The 19,650-nt window shown below is 42.9% G+C and carries 14 protein-coding genes and 1 tRNA gene; 11 read left to right on the forward strand and 4 right to left on the reverse strand.

Annotation, left to right across the window (positions count from 1 at the left end; translation table 11 throughout):
- Positions 1–6: 6 nt before the first annotated feature.
- The 4 genes from INP83_RS16885 to INP83_RS16900 all read right to left on the reverse strand — a co-directional run bounded on the left by INP83_RS16885 (position 7) and on the right by INP83_RS16900 (position 6,403).
- Positions 7–3,138: a TonB-dependent receptor gene (locus tag INP83_RS16885; RefSeq protein WP_219125193.1), complete on the reverse strand. Its 3,132-nt coding sequence runs from the start codon at positions 3,136–3,138 to the stop codon at positions 7–9.
- A gap of 532 nt (positions 3,139–3,670) precedes the next feature.
- Positions 3,671–3,919 (reverse strand): Arm DNA-binding domain-containing protein, encoded by a 249-nt coding sequence (locus tag INP83_RS16890; protein ID WP_219125194.1) that lies wholly within the window; start codon positions 3,917–3,919, stop codon positions 3,671–3,673.
- Between the two features lie 249 nt (positions 3,920–4,168).
- Positions 4,169–4,255 (reverse strand) — tRNA-Ser (locus INP83_RS16895).
- An 81-nt stretch (positions 4,256–4,336) separates the two neighbouring features.
- Positions 4,337–6,403 carry an HD family phosphohydrolase gene (locus INP83_RS16900; protein WP_219125195.1) on the reverse strand — a complete coding sequence of 689 codons (2,067 nt, stop codon included), beginning with the start codon at positions 6,401–6,403 and terminating at the stop codon, positions 4,337–4,339.
- 111 nt (positions 6,404–6,514) lie between these two features.
- Here INP83_RS16900 and INP83_RS16905 point away from each other — a divergent pair, with 111 nt between their 5' ends.
- From INP83_RS16905 to INP83_RS16955, 11 genes are all read left to right on the forward strand, one after another.
- Positions 6,515–7,375: an SPFH domain-containing protein gene (locus tag INP83_RS16905; protein ID WP_219125196.1), complete on the forward strand. Its 861-nt coding sequence runs from the start codon at positions 6,515–6,517 to the stop codon at positions 7,373–7,375.
- A gap of 1 nt (position 7,376) precedes the next feature.
- Positions 7,377–7,919: a hypothetical protein gene (locus INP83_RS16910; protein WP_219125197.1), complete on the forward strand. Its 543-nt coding sequence runs from the start codon at positions 7,377–7,379 to the stop codon at positions 7,917–7,919.
- Positions 7,920–7,925: 6 nt separating this feature from the next.
- Entirely contained in the window at positions 7,926–8,090 is a 165-nt protein-coding gene (locus INP83_RS16915; RefSeq protein WP_219125198.1) for an Arc family DNA binding domain-containing protein, read from the forward strand.
- Positions 8,091–8,165: 75 nt separating this feature from the next.
- Positions 8,166–9,344 carry an acetyl-CoA C-acyltransferase gene (locus INP83_RS16920; RefSeq protein WP_219125199.1) on the forward strand — a complete coding sequence of 393 codons (1,179 nt, stop codon included), beginning with the start codon at positions 8,166–8,168 and terminating at the stop codon, positions 9,342–9,344.
- Positions 9,345–9,404: 60 nt separating this feature from the next.
- Positions 9,405–10,331 (forward strand): hypothetical protein, encoded by a 927-nt coding sequence (locus INP83_RS16925; RefSeq protein ID WP_219125200.1) that lies wholly within the window; start codon positions 9,405–9,407, stop codon positions 10,329–10,331.
- Positions 10,332–10,433: 102 nt separating this feature from the next.
- Entirely contained in the window at positions 10,434–11,930 is a 1,497-nt protein-coding gene (locus tag INP83_RS16930) for an MFS transporter (protein WP_219125201.1), read from the forward strand.
- 118 nt (positions 11,931–12,048) lie between these two features.
- Positions 12,049–12,780 (forward strand): polyprenol monophosphomannose synthase, encoded by a 732-nt coding sequence (locus INP83_RS16935; protein WP_146269902.1) that lies wholly within the window; start codon positions 12,049–12,051, stop codon positions 12,778–12,780.
- Between the two features lie 153 nt (positions 12,781–12,933).
- On the forward strand, positions 12,934–13,956 hold the full coding sequence (gene ruvB / locus INP83_RS16940; protein ID WP_219125202.1) for a Holliday junction branch migration DNA helicase RuvB: 1,023 nt from the start codon (positions 12,934–12,936) through the stop codon (positions 13,954–13,956).
- A 170-nt stretch (positions 13,957–14,126) separates the two neighbouring features.
- The gene (locus INP83_RS16945) at positions 14,127–14,714 is read left to right on the forward strand and encodes an RNA polymerase sigma factor (protein WP_219125203.1); all 588 of its coding nucleotides are present in this window, start codon (positions 14,127–14,129) and stop codon (positions 14,712–14,714) included.
- Between the two features lie 89 nt (positions 14,715–14,803).
- The gene (locus tag INP83_RS16950) at positions 14,804–15,994 is read left to right on the forward strand and encodes a FecR family protein (protein WP_219125204.1); all 1,191 of its coding nucleotides are present in this window, start codon (positions 14,804–14,806) and stop codon (positions 15,992–15,994) included.
- Between the two features lie 222 nt (positions 15,995–16,216).
- Positions 16,217–19,645 (forward strand): TonB-dependent receptor, encoded by a 3,429-nt coding sequence (locus tag INP83_RS16955; RefSeq protein ID WP_219125205.1) that lies wholly within the window; start codon positions 16,217–16,219, stop codon positions 19,643–19,645.
- The last annotated feature ends 5 nt before the right edge of the window (positions 19,646–19,650 follow it).

The following is a 19,650-nucleotide window of genomic DNA, read 5'->3' on the forward strand; positions in this document are numbered from 1 at the left end:
GATGCATTAAAAGGTAACATTTAAACCCAGCAGAAAGGTGCGCACGGCGGGGTAGCTGCCATAATCGATACCTTGCTTGGCATTGTCGTTGTCATAAAAATTCACTTCGGGATCAAGGCCGGTGTATTTGGTTATAGTGGCCAGGTTTTGGGCCGATGCATAAATGCGCAGTTGTTTGGCATGTACCTTAGCCAGCAAATCGCTGCTGAAGTTGTAGCCAAAGGACAGGTTCTTTAAGCGCAGGTATGATCCGTTCTCCACATACCTGTCGGTTATTTGTGGTACCGGCGCATTAGTTGCGCGGGCTACCGTACCGTTAGGGTTGCTTTTGCTCCAGCGGTTCAGCAAAGTTGCCGATGCATTGAGCGACAGCGTAGGGCGCTCAAGCGTTTGCTGCAAGAGGTTAAAGATCTTGTTGCCATAAGAGCCAGTAAAGTAAACCGACAAATCAAAATGGCCAAGGGTAAAGGTGTTAGTAATACTGCCTGTAAACTTAGGCTGTGCACTACCCAGACTGTGGCGGTCATCAGTGGTTACTACGCCGTCGCCGTTGGTATCAACATATTTAGTATCGCCTACCTGTTGCGGCAAGCCGGTAAGCACAGGCACGTGGTTAGCTATGTCGGCAGCGGTTAGCAAACCGTTGGTTTTGTATCCCCAAAAAGTTCCTACCGGCTCACCCACCTTCACAATAACCGGCGACTGGCGGCCTGTTGGTGCCAGCGGGAAATAACTGTTTACACCTGACCCAAGGCTAAGCACCTTATTACGGTTAATGGCAAATACCAGGTTAGTTTTCCAGCTAAACGAACTGGATTTGATATTCTCGGTATTCAAACCCAGCTCAATACCCTTGTTCTCCACACTACCAACGTTTTCCAGCGCGCTGGCATAACCGGTATAAAGCGGAAGCGGCACATTCAGCAACAGATCGGTAGTTTTCTTGTAGTAGGCATCAAACACCAGGTTTACGCGGTCGTTAAATAAGCCAAGGTCAAAACCGGCATCATATTGCGTTGTGGTTTCCCATTTCAGGTCGGGGTTAGCTAATTGCAATGGGGCAATACCCGTAACCAGCGTGCTGTTGAAATAGTAATTGGTTGGTGCCAAAGTAACCAGCGAACTGTATGCCGGCACTTCAGAGTTACCTGTCTGGCCGGCACTCAAGCGCAGTTTAAGGTTGTTAACGGTTTTGTTGTTCTCCAGGAAAGCTTCCTTATTTACATTCCACGAAAGGCCTACCGACGGGAACGAACCCCATTTGTGATTAGCCCCGAGTTTTGACGAACCATCCAGCCTTTCAGATAAAGTAACATTGTATTTATGCTGATAAGAGTAATTCACCCTCGCCAGGTACGAGTTCAACGAAGCACTACGACCTGTTGATTGCGGCAGGTTGGCCACACCTGCGTATGATAAATTGTTAAAGGAGGTCAGGTCATTAGGGAACTTTTGCGCGCTGGCTACTGATGATGCCACCTGCTCGTGCTGGGTGGTATAACCGCCTAATATGGTTACAAAATGATCTTTGTTAAAAGTATGGCTCCAGGTAAGTGTGTTCTCGTTAAGCCAGCTGTTGGCATAGCCCGAGCCTATTGAAGCGTACCCCTGCGCCGCATAACCGTTAGAGCTGCCCGCCGGAGAGCCTGTGTATGATGGTGCATAGTAGTTTTGTGTGGTGTTCAAGAGGTCGGCACCTACGGTTACTTTTAGCACCAATTCATCCAACAGTTTGTAATCGGCGGCAATGTTGCCCAGCGTGCGGGTAAGCAGCGAAGTATTGGTGGTTGAGGCTATATCCTGCAGCGGGTTGGTTGGCGTTGCATTGAACGGGTTAGCCGTGTTATAACTGCCATTCTCGTTATATATCGGTGCAATTGGCGAGGTGTTTACCAAGTTGGCAAAAGCACTGTTAAAGTTGATGCTGTTGTAACCGCTGCCATAAAGCTTATTTTGTTTTGAACGGCTGGAGAAGACATTGGCCGATACGGTAAATTTATTGTTAATGTTGCGCTCAATGTTCACCCTGCCGCTGTAGCGTTCAAACCCGGTATTCAGCAAAGTGCCATCCTGTTTAAAGTAATTACCGGAGATGAGATAGCGTGAGCGCTCGTCTCCGCCTGATACCGATAGCTCGCCATTGTATTGCGGCGCATTGCGGATGGCTGCACTTTGCCAGTCGGATCCATTGCCAAAAGCCGCTACCTGCGCATCGGTGTAGGTTTTGGCTACGTTGTCGCTCACGTTTACATCGTTTATCAGCGATGCCCACTGCGAGCCGTTCAGCAGCTCTAATTTTTTAGATACCCTTTGCTGGCCCGCATAAGTGCTAAAGCTTACGTTGTTGGTTCCTTTTTTACCGCGGCGGGTAGTAATGATAACCACACCGTTTGCACCACGCGAACCATATATGGCCGTAGCCGATGCATCTTTTAGCACCTCTATGGATTCGATATCGCTCGGGTTGATGGTCGACAGTGCGTTTACACTCGGCCCGTTGGAGCCGATGTTCACGTTATCATTATTGTTATAGATAATAAATCCATCAATAACATAAAGCGGCGCGTTACCGAATGAGATGGAGTTACCGCCCCTGATACGTATAGTTGCAGAACCGCCCGGCTGCCCCGAGTTTTGTGTAACTGCCACGCCCGATACCGATCCTTGCAAAAGGTTATCGAAAGATGCCGCCGGTTGTTTTAAAAGGTTTTTTGATACCGATGCAACAGAGCCGGTGATATCTGTCCGTTTCTGGGTGCCGTATCCCACTACAACTACATCGTTAAGCTGATTAACATTCTCTATTAATTTAATGGTTACGGGGCTGCCTTTGGCTACCAGTTCTTTGGTTTTATAACCTATAAATGATACAGCAAGTATATACGGAAAACTTTGGCCGGTAACCAGTTGAAAGCGGCCGTTAACATCTGATGTTGCCGCGTTCGTAGTCCCTTTTATACGAATAACCGCGCCCGGTACAGGCTGGCTGGTGAGTGAATCAAGTACAGTGCCTTCTAAACGCGAGTTGATGGTAGGCTTAGGCTCATTTTGCCCAAATGCTACCACCGGAGCTAAGATCAGAAGGAGTATTCTGAGAAACTTTATAGGTAGATTTTTATCATGGATATAATATTCCATATCTTTAAAAATGTTTATGTGATGATTGGGTTCATTAGTAAGCAGAGGATGAAGATCAGTGAGTGATTGCCGTTACAGAGCTGATCTCACATCCGCACACCGGCAAGGCTACCTTGCCGGTTTTTTTATATCCGGACAAATTATTTCATGGTGGTAAAATGGTGTAAATAATAATGACTACAGTCCTCGCTGCAGATCATTAGATGTTTGACTATGGAAAGAGTATTAGCAGCAACAACAGCAGGTACACGCAAACATGGGCAGAGATACCATGTTAAGCAGAAACTTTGATCCTTGTGTTGGATGAAAAATATTCATTTTGCGTGTTGTGTTACACCGCAAATGTAAAAATTAAATCAATATCTACAAATTCTATAGATTTTATATTTTATTTATTTTTTTTCCTATCAATCTGTTTTTTAATATTGTGCTTACTGGATGGACAGAAATTAGTATATCAGACAAATATTTACGGGACACCCTCTCAAATTTACTTAAGCACAAAAGCCATCATAGTAGACCTGATGTGATCTTATTGCCTGGCATCATATACCTTTGACTGCACGCTGTCAAGATAATCGTTCAGCTGTTTGGCGTCCTCTCTTGTTCCGGTGAAACGATTAGCGTGAGCATTCCAACTTGAATACGCCCATTTACGCTTTACAGACATTTCCTTTTGTTGTCCATCAACCGTAACTCTAAGAATGATGTACATCAATCCTGTTTCTTCATTGCGCTGTTTTCTGAGGTAAAACAATAACCCAAAGCTTTTCTCTAACATAAAGTCACATTTAAAAGGGTGAATAAATATCGAAAAGTGGCATTTAGGAGTCAAGATGTTTATTTATTTAAAATGTTGTATGTCAGTAACTTACAAGCTTTTCAGTGTGACTTTTCTTTCAAAAAAAGTCACACTGAATGTTACACTAAAACTTTGCGAAACAGGACATGTTTTGAGTATTTTCGTAAAACAAAAAAGCCTGTAATCGTATGATTTACAGGCTTTGAGTGTTTTTGATATATATCTAAGCGGTGAGGGAGGGATTCGAACCCTCGGTACAGTTTCCCGTACGTCAGTTTAGCAAACTGATCCTTTCGGCCTCTCAGGCACCTCACCGTATTTTTAAAGAAACATCCCTTTTTCAGGGACTGCAAATATAGTAATTCAACTATGCTGACAAAAAAATTTATCAGATTTTTAGTAATCAATTCGCACGTGATAAATACTTGCCAGCATACGTTTAAATATCTGTTTTATCGTTTCCAGATCTTTTAAAGTTATATCGCTGTCGCTCAATTGGTTTTGATCAAGCTTATATTTCATTATCCGGTCAACAAGTATGCTGATAGATTCTTCATCCGGCTCCTTAAGTGAGCGCGAAGCCGCCTCAATTGAGTCGGCAAGCATTAAAACCCCAGCCTCTTTGGTGAACGGAATAGGCCCCGGGTAGCGGAAAATATTCTCGTTAATGAATTTTTCGGGGAAGTTTTTCAAAAACGACTGATAAAAATAGTCGACCCGGGTGTTACCATGATGGGTACGGATGAAATCGATAACGATCTCCGGCAGGTTGGCTTTCCTTGCCATCTCAATCCCCTTGCTTACGTGCCTGATGATGATCTGCGCACTCTCCTCATAAGGTAATTTATCATGCGGATTAAAACCCGAGATCTGGTTTTCAATAAAGAACAAGGGGTTCTCCATCTTACCGATATCATGGTACAAAGCCCCTGCCCTGACCAACAACGCATTGCCGCCTATGGCAAATATGGCATTCTCAGCCAGGTTAGCAACCTGCAAAGAGTGTTGGAACGTTCCCGGTGCGCTGAAAGCCATCTCGCGCAACAACGGCGCGTTGGTGTTGGTAAGTTCTATTAGCGTTAGTTCTGATGTAATGGCAAATATCTTCTCGAATAAGTATATCAACGGATAAGCCAATAAAGTGAGAAGTACACTTACGGCAAAAGGCACAAATTCCGCCCAATCTATTGTGAGGAAAGACCCTTCACGAATAAGTGATATACCAATGAAGGAAACAAAGTACGTAAATGTGATGATGACTGCCGATATCAGGAATTGCTCACGGCGTATCAGGTTCTTGATGCTATAAATAGATACCATACCCGCTGTTATCTCATAAAAGGCAAACTCAAAGCTATTGGGCACAAAAAAACCGGCTATCAACACCACCAGCAAATGAATATTTAGTGCCAAGCGCGTATCAAACAATATACGAATGATGATAGGCACTATACAATAAGGTATATAATAAAAGTTAGGTAGCTCCAGCTTTATAGCTAAAGACAACGTTGCCAACATTGCGGTAATAACCAGCAATATCAAACTCACTAAGCGGTTATCCTGGTAAATATCTCTTCTGAATAGATACAGGAATATCATCAACAAAGAAATAGTGATGCCCGTTAACAGGAACTGCCCTAACAGCACCAATCCCCTATTGCCGTTATTGCGCGAGTTATCTTCAAAGGCTTTTTTGTAAGAAGCGAGTTTTTGGTAAGCCTCATCATTGATAACAGAACCTTTAGTAATTATAGTCTCCCCTTTTTGCACCATGCCACGGGTTATCGAAAGGTTTTCAGTAACGTCGTGTTCTAACCGGGCGGTGAGCTTAGCATCAAATGAGAGATTGGTTTGCAGGCGGTCTTGCACCAGGTTAAGTAAAAAGGCTTTATCAAGCGCTTTTTGTTTGCTTATCTCAACATCAGCATATTCAACGGCTCGCTCACGGGTAAACAGATCTGACGTGCTTTTGTCTGTTGCAACGTTATCACTCAGGATCGTAGTACCGTAATCCTTTCCCCCTATCTGATATTTCGGGTTGAGCTTGAGCACGCCCTTGTCATAAACCGACTGAAGCACGTTAATACCTGTTTGCAGATATAACGGCTTTAACCTATCGGGGAAACCTGCGTTATGCCATTTAATTTCCAGGTCATTCCTAAAACCCTCCAGCTGCTGCACAGGCATATCGTTATTACGCTGATAAACCGGTGTGATGGTGGAAAGTGCGGCTTTCTTATCGGCCTCTATCTCTGCATCTGTTTTAAGGATAGCAAAGCTATACGGCGATACTAAGTCGCGCTGATTCCAAATACGGCCTTTTTCAAATTCATATCCAAATTTGGCTTGTTTTGGCAGCGTATAAACAATCAGAACAACGCTCACCAACGTCATTAAAAATTTAACGTTAAGCGCATATTTGCGTAGCAAAGCCTTCTGTCGTGATGTGGTGAGTTTCGCCATATATCTGTTTAACCAATCAAAATTAGCATAAGTTTCTGTTTTACGAATTGTTCTTGCTTTTATCAAATCAAATTTGATATCTTTATGATATCATTTTAAATCTATACCATTATGAATACCGAACGAGTTATCACAGCACCATCAGGCTACCTGGCCTTTGTTTTAGTTTTAATCTTAACCGGCGTTGCCGCATTTTGCTTTTGGGGGCAACAGCACGTAATTGGGACAATTATCTGTGTTATTAACTACTTTTTGATACTACCGGGACTCACCATCGTCAACCCAAACGATTCAAAGGTGCTCACTCTATTTGGTAAATACACGGGCACCGTAAAGCAGGACGGCTTCTTTTGGGTGAATCCTTTTACAGTAAAAAAGAAGGTATCATTAAAGGCTTATAACTTGAACGGGCAGCAATTAAAAGTGAATGACAGTGCTGGCAATCCTATAGAGATCGCTGCGGTTATCGTTTGGCAGATAAAGGACACCGCTAAAGCTGTTTTTGCGGTAGAAAATTACCTGCAGTACGTTAACATCCAAAGCGAGGCGGCAGTACGCCACCTGGCCAATACATTTCCTTATGACCATATTAATGAAGATGATACTGCCAGTATTACCCTGCGTGGTGGTGCCGAGCAGGTAAGTGCGATGTTGGAGACCGAACTAAATGAACGACTTGAACGCGCAGGCATTGAAGTATTGGAAGCACGTATATCTCATTTGGCGTACGCCCCTGAAATTGCACATGCCATGCTGCAGCGCCAGCAGGCCGCAGCCATTATATCAGCCCGTAAGCTGATAGTTGAAGGTGCGGTAGGTATGGTAGAAATGGCTCTGCAAAAAATGGAAGAGAAAAATATCATTGAGTTAGATGAGGAACGCAAAGCAGCTATGGTTAGCAACCTGCTGGTAGTATTATGTGGCGATAAAAGTGTTAACCCGATTGTAAATACCGGCACCTTATATCACTAAGATGATGGAGCAGACAAATGATTTCAGAAATGTAGCGCAATTACGAACTAGCGAGCTTTTCATCAATCGCATTGGTTGGTGGCACCCTTATTACGAACTAAGTGACGGGCAATTTACTTACGCCCGGTTGAGCTACAAAGGCGTATTTAAGCGTTATGATATTATTGAATGTGCCGAAGGGATGTTTACCATTAAGCGGAAATCATTGATAGGTCGAACTATGCTGCTTAACCGTGGCGAGGACGAATTGATTGGCGAAATTGAGCCGTCTGTGTGGAAACGGGATGTAAAATTACGTATGGCGAACGGCTTTGAAGCTAACTATATGTTTAAAAAGCTGTTTGGCAAATCATTCAGTTTGGTAAATGAAAATTACGGCGACATTTTGGAGATAAAACAAATTATATGGGGATTTAAAAAACCATTTTGTGTTACTCTTGCCCCTGATAACCAGCAACCGGGCAAGCCCGATGTAGCGCTTTTAGCTATGATAGGTGTGCATTATATTTTAGTTAGACAAGCACAAGCGGCAGCGACAACCTAATTTACAATGGCGGAGAAAAAAGCATTTGTTTTACGCATAAATCCCGATATGCTTAGAGAAGTTGAGCTATGGGCTGCCGATGAATTTAGGAGTACCAACGGTCAAATTGAGTTTCTACTGCAAGAAGCCTTAAAAACGCGTAAAAGGCTTAATAAGAAAAAAAAGGAATAGCTATTTATTATGCATGCATAGTAATTTTAAAATCCTAAATTTGCCATATATCAATTATCAAACGCAATTTCTACAATGAAAGAAGTATATATCGTTTCGGCTACGCGTACTCCCATAGGCAGCTTCGGTGGCTCGCTGGCATCATTATCGGCAACGCAATTAGGTGCAACTGTAATAAAAGCAGCTGTTGAAAAAGCAGGTTTGCAACCATCAGACATACAGGAAGTTTTTATGGGCAATGTACTTTCGGCAAATCTTGGTCAGGCCCCTGCTACACAGGCCGCTATTTTTGCAGGTTTGCCGCATATTCCCGCTACAACTGTTAATAAAGTATGTGCATCTGGTATGAAAGCCATTATGTTTGGCGCACAAAGTATTGCCAACGGTGATGCTGATATAGTTGTTGCAGGTGGTTTCGAGAGCATGAGCAACGCACCGTATTATCTTGATAAGGCACGTAACGGCTATCGTTTAGGTAATGGGCAAATAACGGACGGTTTGGTAAAAGATGGCCTTTGGGATGTGTATAACGATTTCCACATGGGTTCTGCTGCCGAGCTTTGCGCTGTAGACTGCAATGTTACCCGCGAAGATCAGGATGCTTTTGCTGTTGAATCATATAAACGCGCTCAGCAGGCACAAGCTGATGGCAAATTTAAAAACGAGATCACTCCGGTTGAGTTGAAAGATAAAAAAGGTGAGGTAACGCTATTCAGCGAGGATGAAGAACCCGGTACTGTTAAGTTTGATAAGATACCATCACTCAAACCTGTATTTAAAAAAGATGGTACCGTTACCGCTGCTAATGCCTCTACCCTTAATGATGGTGCTGCTGCAGTAGTTTTAATGAGCAAAGAGAAAGTCGAATCGATGGGTATTAAACCGCTTGCCAGGATAATTTCGTTTGCCGATGCACAGCAGGCGCCTGAGCATTTTACAACTGCGCCCTCAAAAGCTATTCCGCTGGCTTTGCACAAAGCAGGCATAACCGGCGAGCAGATAGATTTCTACGAAATAAACGAAGCATTTTCGGTGGTTTCGGTTGCCAATAATAAAATATTGGGACTTGATCCTGGTAAGGTAAACGTTAACGGTGGTGCAGTAGCTATAGGGCACCCGCTGGGTGCATCCGGTGCACGTATTATTGTAACACTGGTGAACGTTTTGCAACAGAACAAAGGCAAATACGGTGCAGCCGGTATTTGTAATGGTGGCGGCGGCGCAAGCGCAATGGTTATCGAGAATCTTGCTTAAACGGCAATTTAATGTAATTTAGGAAGCGATTTGTCGTTTATAAGTATCGTTTAAATTTTGATGAAAGGTTTTCTATTAGCGCTTGTATTTTCATGCGGGTTAACAACGGCTTTTGCGCAGCATTCTAACGAGGCCACAAACTTAAAAAACTTAAGGATGTACCAGGATAGCCTGCGCATGCTTGGTAAAAAGTTTGTGAACAATGCAGATGATATGGAACGCAAAAATGCCAACTACCAATTCATTCGCACATTTGTTAGGGCTTTAAGAGTTCCGCACTCATTTAATTTCACGTTTGATTCGCTTAAGATGGTGAGTATACTTAACTCACCTGATAGCCGTTTCAGAATATTTACCTGGCCTGTGATGAATCAGGATGGCAGCTATCGGTATTTCGGAACGATACAAATGAATACCGGCGACCGCCTGCTTATGTTTCCGCTGGAAGATTACACGCCCCTTATTAAAAATCCACAAGATACTGTAACCGATAACCGTAAATGGTATGGGGCACAATATTATAAAATAGTGCGCGTGCCTGCTTCGAGGCCTTATTACGTGTTACTTGGCTGGAAGGGAAATAATGTAAAATCGACCAAAAAAGTAATTGAGGTACTTTCATTTGACCGCGACGACAAACCGGTGTTAGGTATGCCGGTTTTTGCTGGGGATAAACAACGCAAAAATGCTAAACGCATTATTTTCGAATATACTCGCCAGGCATCTATGTTATTGCGTTATGTTCCTGATGAGAACCTGATCGTATTTGACCACCTTGCTCCGCCGGATGAGAAAATGAAAGACCGGCCTGAGACTTTCGGTCCTGATCTTTCTTATGACGGGTTCAGATTGCAGAACGGCCAATGGCAATTTGTAGAGAACCTGGATATGCGCAATATTCCACAGGCTGCAGATGAGGGTTTTGTTGACCCTAAGATACAATCAAGGTTAGACAAAAAAGCAGTGCCGTTGCGTAAGCATAATTAATCCCAATTAGCCAAACATTCCCCTACTTGGTGTAATAATTTCGGTATAAAATTTCGATTAACTTTATTTATACTATTTTTAGCCCCTGATATTTAAACAATAATGCAAGAAAACCAAGCAACGGCTCTTAAAACAGAGAAGCCAAAGTCCCGATTTCCGAAGAGTGTACCCTACATTATTGGTAACGAAGCCGCAGAGCGTTTTAGCTTTTACGGCATGCGTTCTGTCCTCACACTATTTTTAGTAAATCAATTTTTTAATCCTACAGATAATCCCGCCTTAACCGATCAGGCTAATGCACATGCCAACAAGCTGCACCATTTATTTGTAATGGTAGCGTATGCCTTACCCTTCGTAGGTGGCATGATAGCCGACTGGTTTACAGGCAAATACAAGCTTATCTTATACGTATCTATCATTTACTGCATTGGTCACGTAATGCTGGCTACCTTTGACGGCGGCCTTACAGGCTTTGAGTTTGGCCTTTTGGTAGTAGCAATAGGCGCCGGGGGTATAAAATCATGTGTTTCAGCCAACGTAGGCGACCAATTCGATGCTACTAACCAGGATCTGCTTTCAAAAGTGTACGGTTGGTTCTACTTCAGTATCAATGCCGGCTCAATGTTATCCACGGTAGCCATTCCCTGGACTTATGAGCACTTTGGGCCTAAGTGGGCATTCGGTATCCCGGGTATATTAATGGCATTGGCTACCATTATCTTTTTTGCCGGCCGCAAAATGTACGTAAAAGTACCGCCGCAGGGTGTTAACCGTAATAACCTGGTTTTTATAACCTGGTATGCCCTAACTAACCAAAGCAAACGTAAAAAAGGAGAATCCTTCCTTGATGTTTCTAAAAATAACTTTGATCCGGAACGTGTTGAAGGTATCAAAGCCGTATACCGCGTAATGACTGTATTCTTCTTTGCCCTTGCATTTTGGGCAGTTTGGGATCAGTGCTTATCTGAGTGGACCTTATATGCTGAGAAAATGGACCGCGTGATCAATCTTGGTTTCGCCAAGTTCACAATATATCCAGGGCAATTATCAACATTCAACACAGTGTTTCTGCTGATGTTTATTCCATTGTTTAACTATGTGATATATCCATGGCTTGATAAACGCGGATTAAAAACTACGCCGTTACGCCGTTTAGGAGCAGGCTTATTTCTAACCATTTTATCATTTGTGGTTATTGGCGTAATACACACAAATTTAGATCACGGCGGCTCACCCTCTATATGGTGGCAAGTACTGGCATTCTTAATTCTTTCTGCGGCAGAGGTTTTGGTTTCTATAACCGGTTTAGAATATGCTTATACCCACTCACCAAAATCTATGAAAAGCACAATGACGGGCATCTGGTTCCTTGTCGTTTCATTCGGCAACCTGATAACCGCAGTTGTAAACGGCCTCATAGAAGGTGGCGGCTGGTGGGCAACCACCCTTAAAGGCGCAAACTACGAGTGGTTCTTTGTAGGCTTTATCGCAATATTCCTTATCATTTTTATCATTGTATCGCCTAAGATGAAAGAGCGTAACTACATCACCAACCCTGTTGTTGATGGCGAAGTAGCAGCAAATTCCAACCAACCGTAAGTAAAAAATTTAACACAAAAGCAGGGATGGGTATAATTCCCTGCTTTTATGTTATGCAGGTGCATCAAAATAAATTAATTTAGCGGCCGCATTAATTTAATACAGACAATATCTAACTGTGCCAGATAGTATCGTTATAATCCCCACCTATAACGAGAAGGAAAACATTGAGCGGATGATACGCAAAGTGTTTAGCCTTCCGCATGATTTTCACCTGCTCATTATTGATGACGGGTCGCCAGATGGTACAGCAAACATTGTGAAGAATCTTCAACCAGAATTTTCGGAAAGACTTTACATTGAAGAGCGTGCCGGAAAACAAGGCCTCGGCACGGCTTATATCCACGGTTTTAAATGGGCCATTAAAAATCATTACGATTTTATCTTTGAGATGGATGCCGATTTCTCTCACAACCCTGATGATCTGCTTCGCCTGCGTGATGCCTGTATTGAGGGTGCTGATGCAGCTATCGGTTCCAGATATATCAAAGGCGTTAACGTAGTCAACTGGCCGATGAGCCGTGTGCTGATGAGCTTTTTTGCATCTGTGTATGTTAGGTTTATTACTGGCATAGACATACAGGATTCAACAGCGGGCTTTATGTGCTACAAGCGCAAAGTTTTAGAAACCCTAAACCTGGATAAGATAAAATTTGTAGGTTACGCATTTCAAATAGAGATGAAGTACACAACCTTGAAACACAATTTTAAGATTGTTGAGGTACCTATCATCTTTACCGACCGCACAGCCGGTGCATCAAAAATGTCTAAAGGCATATTCAGAGAAGCTTTCTTCGGGGTGATACAAATGAAGATCAACAGCATTTTTCGAAAGTATCCGGAGGGGTGATTTTGAAGGCAAAAGGTTAAAGTCAAAGTAATTAGCAGCTAGTTAACTCGCAATTAGTTAATTGAATATTGGTGCTAAAATTTGTAGTATTTTACATAGCTTTGAACTATTCATTGATAACAAACTCACTGAGCAACTAATCTCAGCAACTGCATGAACGAGCATCTTGATCCTGATGGCGAACGCCTTACTAATACTGATCGTGATATTGAAAAAGTATTACGCCCGGCTGCTTTTGAGGACTTTACCGGTCAGCATAGCATATTAGCTAACCTGAGGATATTTGTACAAGCTGCGCGCCTTCGCGGTGAGGCGCTTGATCATGTGCTTCTACATGGCCCGCCGGGACTTGGTAAAACCACCTTATCTCATATCATTGCTAATGAAATGGGTGTAGGTATTAAGATCACATCCGGCCCTGTACTTGACAAGCCCGGCGACCTTGCCGGCTTGCTTACCAACCTGGAGACAGGCGACATCCTTTTTATTGACGAGATACACCGGTTAAGTCCGCTGGTTGAGGAATACCTATATTCAGCAATGGAGGATTTTAAAATAGATATTATGCTCGAAAGTGGCCCAAATGCCCGCTCGGTGCAGATTTCACTTAATCCTTTTACGCTCGTTGGTGCCACTACCCGCTCGGGTCTCTTAACTGCCCCTCTACGGGCAAGGTTTGGTATAAACAGCAGATTAGAGTATTACGACGCCAAACTGCTTACCACCATTGTGCTCCGTTCATCGTCTATTTTACGCACGCCAATTACTGATGAAGGCGCCTACGAAATTGCGCGCCGCAGTCGTGGCACACCCCGGATAGCAAATGCCCTGCTTCGCCGCACACGCGATTTTGCACAGATCAAGGGAAATGGCCAGATAGATACAGAGATTGCCAAATATGCGCTGAATGCGCTAAATGTTGATGAGCATGGCCTGGATGAGATGGACAACAAAATACTCGCAACCATCATTAATAAATTTAAAGGCGGGCCGGTTGGCCTTAAAACTATAGCCACCGCCGTGGGCGAAGACGAAGGCACTATTGAGGAGGTTTATGAACCATTCCTGATACAAGAAGGTTTTCTGATGCGTACAGCACGCGGCCGCGAAGTTACCGAGAGCGCCTACCGCCATTTGGGCAAAATCAAGCCCAACAGTGCTCCTTCCCTATTCTGAAAGTCAATTACATCTCAAAGCATTATTGCGTTATCGTAAACAATTCTTAATCAAAAGATTATCAACACCAACCTTTTGCACATTGCGATAAAATATTAACATTTAAGCATAATAAAGTTGCTTTTATGATTTTTATTTAATTATTTGCCCTACCAATTCTACCTGCATAAATGACTTTACTTAACGAAAAAGATCTTCTGTTAGAGGTGGCTCGCGGAAGCGAGCATGCTTTTAGCATGCTTTTCACCGCATACAGCGGCCGTTTGGGTAATCATATCTATCGGATAACAGAATCTATTGAACTGGCCGAAGAAGTTGTGCAGGATGTTTTCTTAAAGATCTGGCTTAACCGCGAGGCGCTTATAGGTATAGATAGCTTTAAGAGTTATTTGTATGTGCTCTCAAAAAATCATGCGCTTAATTGTCTTCGCAAAGTTGCCAAGGAACGGATTCAACAAAAAGCACTTGAAGTTAACGCGATAGATTTAGTTTCTGAAGATAATGCAGATAAGAACAGCTACTACGAATTGCTTGACAAGGCCATAGACCACTTGCCGCCTCAACAACAAAAAGTTTATCTACTAAGCCGCCACAAGCGCCTTAAATATGATGAGATAGCAGCCCAAATGGGCTTATCGCGGGAAACTGTAAAAAAATACCTGCAAGGTGCAACGCATTCTATCACCAGTTTTGTACAGTCATGCGGCAACATTTCCGCTGTTTTGGCGATACTTTGGACTTTTTTAGAAAATTCCTAAAAATCCATACCCCCTTTTTTTCCTTGCTTTGTGTCTTACTATAAAAGCGACCCCTGCTTTTAACACTACCAATTATAGAAAAACTTTTAATGAGTACTTCAAGGCTTAGGTTGCAATACCTTTTTGAGCGCTATTACAGCAAAACAGCCACGCCACAAGAGCGTGCTGAACTGTTTGCAGTAATAAACGCAAGCAACAACGATGAAGAACTGTCTGCTCTCATTAAAAAATCCTGGGATGATCTCGACGCCAGTAATGATATTTTCGGCAACGAAAAATCAGAGCGTATGCTTCAAAATGTTTTACGGGCAGAGCAAGCTACACCTGTAAAACCAATCAAAAACAAATTCAGAAAGTGGATGCCTTTGCTGGCGGCTGCCATTTTACTTATCACGGGAGTTGCGCTCTATCAGCGCGATAAATCTGTTGAGAAACCAAAACCGCTCGCTACCAAAAAGAAACAACCACTAAATGATGCGCTTCCTGGTGGCAACAAAGCAATTCTCACTCTGGCTAACGGCAAAATTATTACACTTGATGATGCCGCTGATGGAACAATTGCAGAGCAGGGAAATACGCTTGTTAAAAAAACGGCTGAAGGACAGATTATCTACAACACTGCAGCACTTGACGATGTAAAATCGCCCCCCGTATTGAACACTATAACCACTCCGCGAGGCGGGCAGTACCAGATTGCATTGCCTGATGGTACACAGGCCTGGTTAAATTCTGCATCTTCTATAACATTTCCTACGCGTTTTACCGGCAACAATCGAGAGATCAGCATTACCGGTGAGGTCTATTTTGAAGTTACCAAAAACAAACATTTACCTTTCGAAGTAAAAACGCACCGGGCAACGATTGAAGTTTTGGGCACCCATTTCAACGTAATGGCTTATGACGACGAGCAGGTTATGAAAACCACATTACTTGAGGGAGCAGTGAAAATAAGCAACGGCAACTTTACAGCGCAACTTAAGCCCGGCCAGCAAGCACAGACCACATCTAAGGGCGATAACAAGGTCTTAGGTGATGTAGATCTTGATGATGAGATAGCCTGGAAGAATGGCATTTTCCAATTCAGGGATGCTAAAATAGATGTAATACTACGCCAGGCAGCGCGCTGGTATGATGTAGATATTAAATACAATCATCAAATACCTAACAAAGAATTTAACGGACGGATATCGAGAAATGTAAAGGCCTCACAACTGCTTGAGATGCTTAAATATGCGGGCTTAGATATCAGCATTAAAGGAAACAGTATAATAGTAAACTAAGCGCAAAAAAATTTTTTATAAATCAACAAAACCAACAAACAAATTATGATGCAAAAAATACCACCCTCAAGTTAAAATTAAAGGGATACCCGCTGGCCGCTAAAGGTTGGCTATAAAAAAACCGGAAAGTGTTTCGACCCACTTCCCGGCGTAATGCCTGGGTTCCCACTACATCGCAATCGACGAATTGAAACTTTATGTTTAACCCAAACACACAAACTTATGAATTTTAATTCTAAGGCCATGCCTTCGGCGTGGTCTAAACTGTCCAAAGTACTATTGGTCATGAAACTAACTGCAATTTTAATAATCGCAGCCCTCACCAACGTAACCGCAAAAACTGTTGCACAAACAGTTTCTTTGCGTCAAAAAAACGCGTCGGTTGAGAAGATCCTCCGTTTGATCGAGAAGCAAACAGGATACCACTTTATGTATGATAAGAAAGATGTTGCACAAGCAGGCAACATTAATATCGACGTAGAGCAGGTAAGCATAGATCAGGCGCTTACCAAAGCGTTTGCTAATCAACCGCTTACGTATAAAATTTTCCAGGAAACAATCGTAGTAAAAAAACGCGACGATGCTACTCCCAATGCAGAGATCAAAGCAGTTGACATCAACGGTACCGTTAGCGATGCAAAAGGCCCCCTGCCCGGCGTTAACGTTAAACTTAAAGGTACTGATGTTGGCACCACTACTGATGCTAATGGTAAGTTTAAACTTAATGTACCTGATGCTAATGGCACATTAATATTCAGCTTTTTAGGATACACCACGCAGGAAGTTCCTATTGCCGGTAAAACAGTTGTTAACGTTTCACTTGCAGAAGAGTCAAAGGCCTTGAACGAGGTTGTAGTGGTTGGTTACGGTACTCAAAAACGCGTAGACCTAACCGGTTCTGTAGGTAGTGTTAACTCAAAAGCCTTACAAGAGCGCCCGCAAACCAATCTTGAGCAAGAGCTGGCCGGTAAAATTGCCGGTGTTAACGTATCACAAAACTCTGGTGAGCCTGGTGGTAATACTCGTATCCGCATCCGCGGTTACAGCTCTATCAACACCAGTACCGATCCGCTTTATGTTGTAGACGGTATCATTTGGACAGAGGGTGGTAACTCCATCAACCCTAATGACGTGGCTTCTATCGATGTACTAAAAGATGCATCATCAACTGCTATTTACGGTACTCGTGGTGCAAACGGTGTAATTTTGATCACCACCAAACGTGGTGCAAAAAATCGCCCAAGTACTGTTAGCTATGATGGCTATGTGAGCGTTGGCCATATTGCCAAAAAACTTGATGTGTTAAACGCAAAAGAGTTTTTAGCGCTTGAGGATAAAGCTTACGCAAACATAAAAAAGTACGACCCGCAAGGTTGGGCTGATGGTAAATATGTTGACCAGGATCCTGTTAAACTACGTACACCATTAATAGGCAAATTATTTGACGCCAATCTTAACCCGCTTTATGATGTTGACTGGCAGGATGCGGTAACACGCAACGCAGTTAGTCAAAACCATAACGTATCGGTAACCGGTGGTTCTGAGAACATCAATTATGGTTTATTCTTAAACTATGCAGATGATGAGGGTATCATTCTTAATAGTTATTTAAAACGCTACAACGCCCGTTTAACTGTTGATAACCAGGTAAAACCATGGTTGAAAATCGGGGCTACATTAAACTACAACTCGCAAGATCAGCGTTCTGCAAGCTACGGCCAGGGTGGTAACAATATCCCTCGTATGTTGGTTGAAATGATCCCTATCATCCCTATCAAATACCCTGATGGTACCTATGGTAAACGCACAGACTATCCTAACATGGAAGGCGGCGACAACCCTGTTGCACAGGCAAATGAGATACAGGAGCTTGCCCGTGTGCGTGTGTTTAGCGGTAATGGTTATGCTAACATAAACCTTTTCAAAGGTTTAGAGTTCCGTTCCGTATTAGGTGTAACTACCGCGGCTAATTACATACCACGCTTTTCAAGCGGATTAGTAGGTGGCCCAACTGCAGATCAAAAATATAGTTCCGCATCTATAGATGAGTATAACCGTACATTCTGGCAATGGCAAAACTACTTTACTTACAACAAAACGTTCAATAAGATCCATTCGTTAAACGTTGTGGTAGGTACAGAGCAACAAAACTTCCAGCAGCTAAGATTAAACGGTGCTACATCAGGTTTATCTGATAACTATTACCAGTTTTATAACCTTGGTGCAGGTGCAATACCAGCGGTACCAATTTCAGACTACACAGCATGGCAGATGCAATCATTCTATGGCAGGATCAACTATAACCTGATGGAGAAATACCTGTTCACCTTAACCGGCCGTGCAGATGGTACATCAAGGGTTGCAGCAAACAAAAAATATGGTTTCTTCCCTTCTGCCGCATTTGCATGGAGAGTATCGCAGGAAGATTTTATGCAGGATGTTAAGGCTATATCTGATCTTAAGTTCCGTTTAAGCTACGGTGTTACCGGTAACTCTGAAATTGGCCAGTATGGTTCACTTGCACGTATCAATACCAGCAACTATGTAATTGGTGGTGCACAAGCTATTGGTACAACATTGACCAGTATAGGCAACCCGCTTTTAACATGGGAAAAAACAAACGAATATAACATCGGTGTGTCATTCGGATTATTTAACAACCGCGTAACAGTTGATGCTGACGCATATTTGAAGAAAACACAGGCTTTATTACTAAATACGCCACTACCAGAGACCAGCGGTTTCCAAAACGTACTTAAGAACAATGGTAAACTGGAAAATAAAGGTTTAGAGTTATCTATTAACAGCCAGAACATCAAATCAAATGATTTCAGCTGGACAACCTCATTCAATATCTCTTTCTTAAAGAACAAGATCATTCAATTGGGCGAGTCAAATGATGATATATTCCTTGACCCTACTTTCTTATCACAATTTAACCTGATGCGTGTAGGCCAGCCTGCAGGTAGCTTCTACGGTTACAAAGTTTTAGGTACATGGGGCACAGCAGAAGCAGCTCAAGCAGCTTCTTACGGTTTGCTTCCGGGCGATTTGAAAATACAGGACACTAACGGTGATGGTAAAGTGACCTCTGCTGATAAAGTTATCTTGGGTAAATCTATCCCTGATGGCTACGGTACCTTAACCAACAACTTTGCCTACAAAAACTTTGATCTTGGCATTGAGTTACAGTTTAACTACGGTAACCAGATCATGAACCTGACCAAACACTCAGGCCAGGACCGTACCGGCCAGGCTAACAGCTATGCAACAGTATTGAATGCATGGACACCGGAGAATCAAAACACAGACATCGCCGAAACGAGGCCGGCTTACGTACGCTACCAAACCGAGATCTACTCAACCAAGGTAGAGAGCGGCAATTTCATCCGTGGCCGTGCGGTAACCTTGGGATATACTTTCGGAAAATCAGTTTTAGATAAAATAAAACTCACCAGGTTAAGAGTATATGCACAGGCGCAAAACCTGTTTGTAATTACCAAGTACACCGGTTACGACCCAGAGGTATCAACCTATAACGGTAATGCCAACTTTAACCAGGGTGCATCAAGTAACTTTACTCAAAACATCCAGTTTTACGATTATCCAAAACCAAGAACATTTATCCTTGGTGTAAATGCAAGCTTTTAATTAAA

Source organism: Mucilaginibacter sp. 21P, from assembly GCF_019331605.1.
Taxonomy (GTDB): Bacteria; Bacteroidota; Bacteroidia; order Sphingobacteriales; family Sphingobacteriaceae; genus Mucilaginibacter; species Mucilaginibacter achroorhodeus.

Excerpts from the sequence above, each read along its gene's own strand:
- INP83_RS16920 (WP_219125199.1), top strand. The coding sequence starts at position 8,166 with ATGAAAGAAGTATATATCGTTTCGGCTACGCGTACTCCCATAGGCAGC.
- INP83_RS16890 (WP_219125194.1), bottom strand. The coding sequence starts at position 3,919 with ATGTTAGAGAAAAGCTTTGGGTTATTGTTTTACCTCAGAAAACAGCGC.
- INP83_RS16910 (WP_219125197.1), top strand. The coding sequence starts at position 7,377 with ATGATGGAGCAGACAAATGATTTCAGAAATGTAGCGCAATTACGAACT.
- INP83_RS16945 (WP_219125203.1), top strand. The coding sequence starts at position 14,127 with ATGACTTTACTTAACGAAAAAGATCTTCTGTTAGAGGTGGCTCGCGGA.
- INP83_RS16915 (WP_219125198.1), top strand. The coding sequence starts at position 7,926 with ATGGCGGAGAAAAAAGCATTTGTTTTACGCATAAATCCCGATATGCTT.
- INP83_RS16885 (WP_219125193.1), bottom strand. The coding sequence starts at position 3,138 with ATGGAATATTATATCCATGATAAAAATCTACCTATAAAGTTTCTCAGA.
- INP83_RS16930 (WP_219125201.1), top strand. The coding sequence starts at position 10,434 with ATGCAAGAAAACCAAGCAACGGCTCTTAAAACAGAGAAGCCAAAGTCC.
- ruvB (WP_219125202.1), top strand. The coding sequence starts at position 12,934 with ATGAACGAGCATCTTGATCCTGATGGCGAACGCCTTACTAATACTGAT.
- INP83_RS16925 (WP_219125200.1), top strand. The coding sequence starts at position 9,405 with ATGAAAGGTTTTCTATTAGCGCTTGTATTTTCATGCGGGTTAACAACG.
- INP83_RS16955 (WP_219125205.1), top strand. The coding sequence starts at position 16,217 with ATGAATTTTAATTCTAAGGCCATGCCTTCGGCGTGGTCTAAACTGTCC.
- INP83_RS16950 (WP_219125204.1), top strand. The coding sequence starts at position 14,804 with ATGAGTACTTCAAGGCTTAGGTTGCAATACCTTTTTGAGCGCTATTAC.
- INP83_RS16900 (WP_219125195.1), bottom strand. The coding sequence starts at position 6,403 with ATGGCGAAACTCACCACATCACGACAGAAGGCTTTGCTACGCAAATAT.
- INP83_RS16905 (WP_219125196.1), top strand. The coding sequence starts at position 6,515 with ATGAATACCGAACGAGTTATCACAGCACCATCAGGCTACCTGGCCTTT.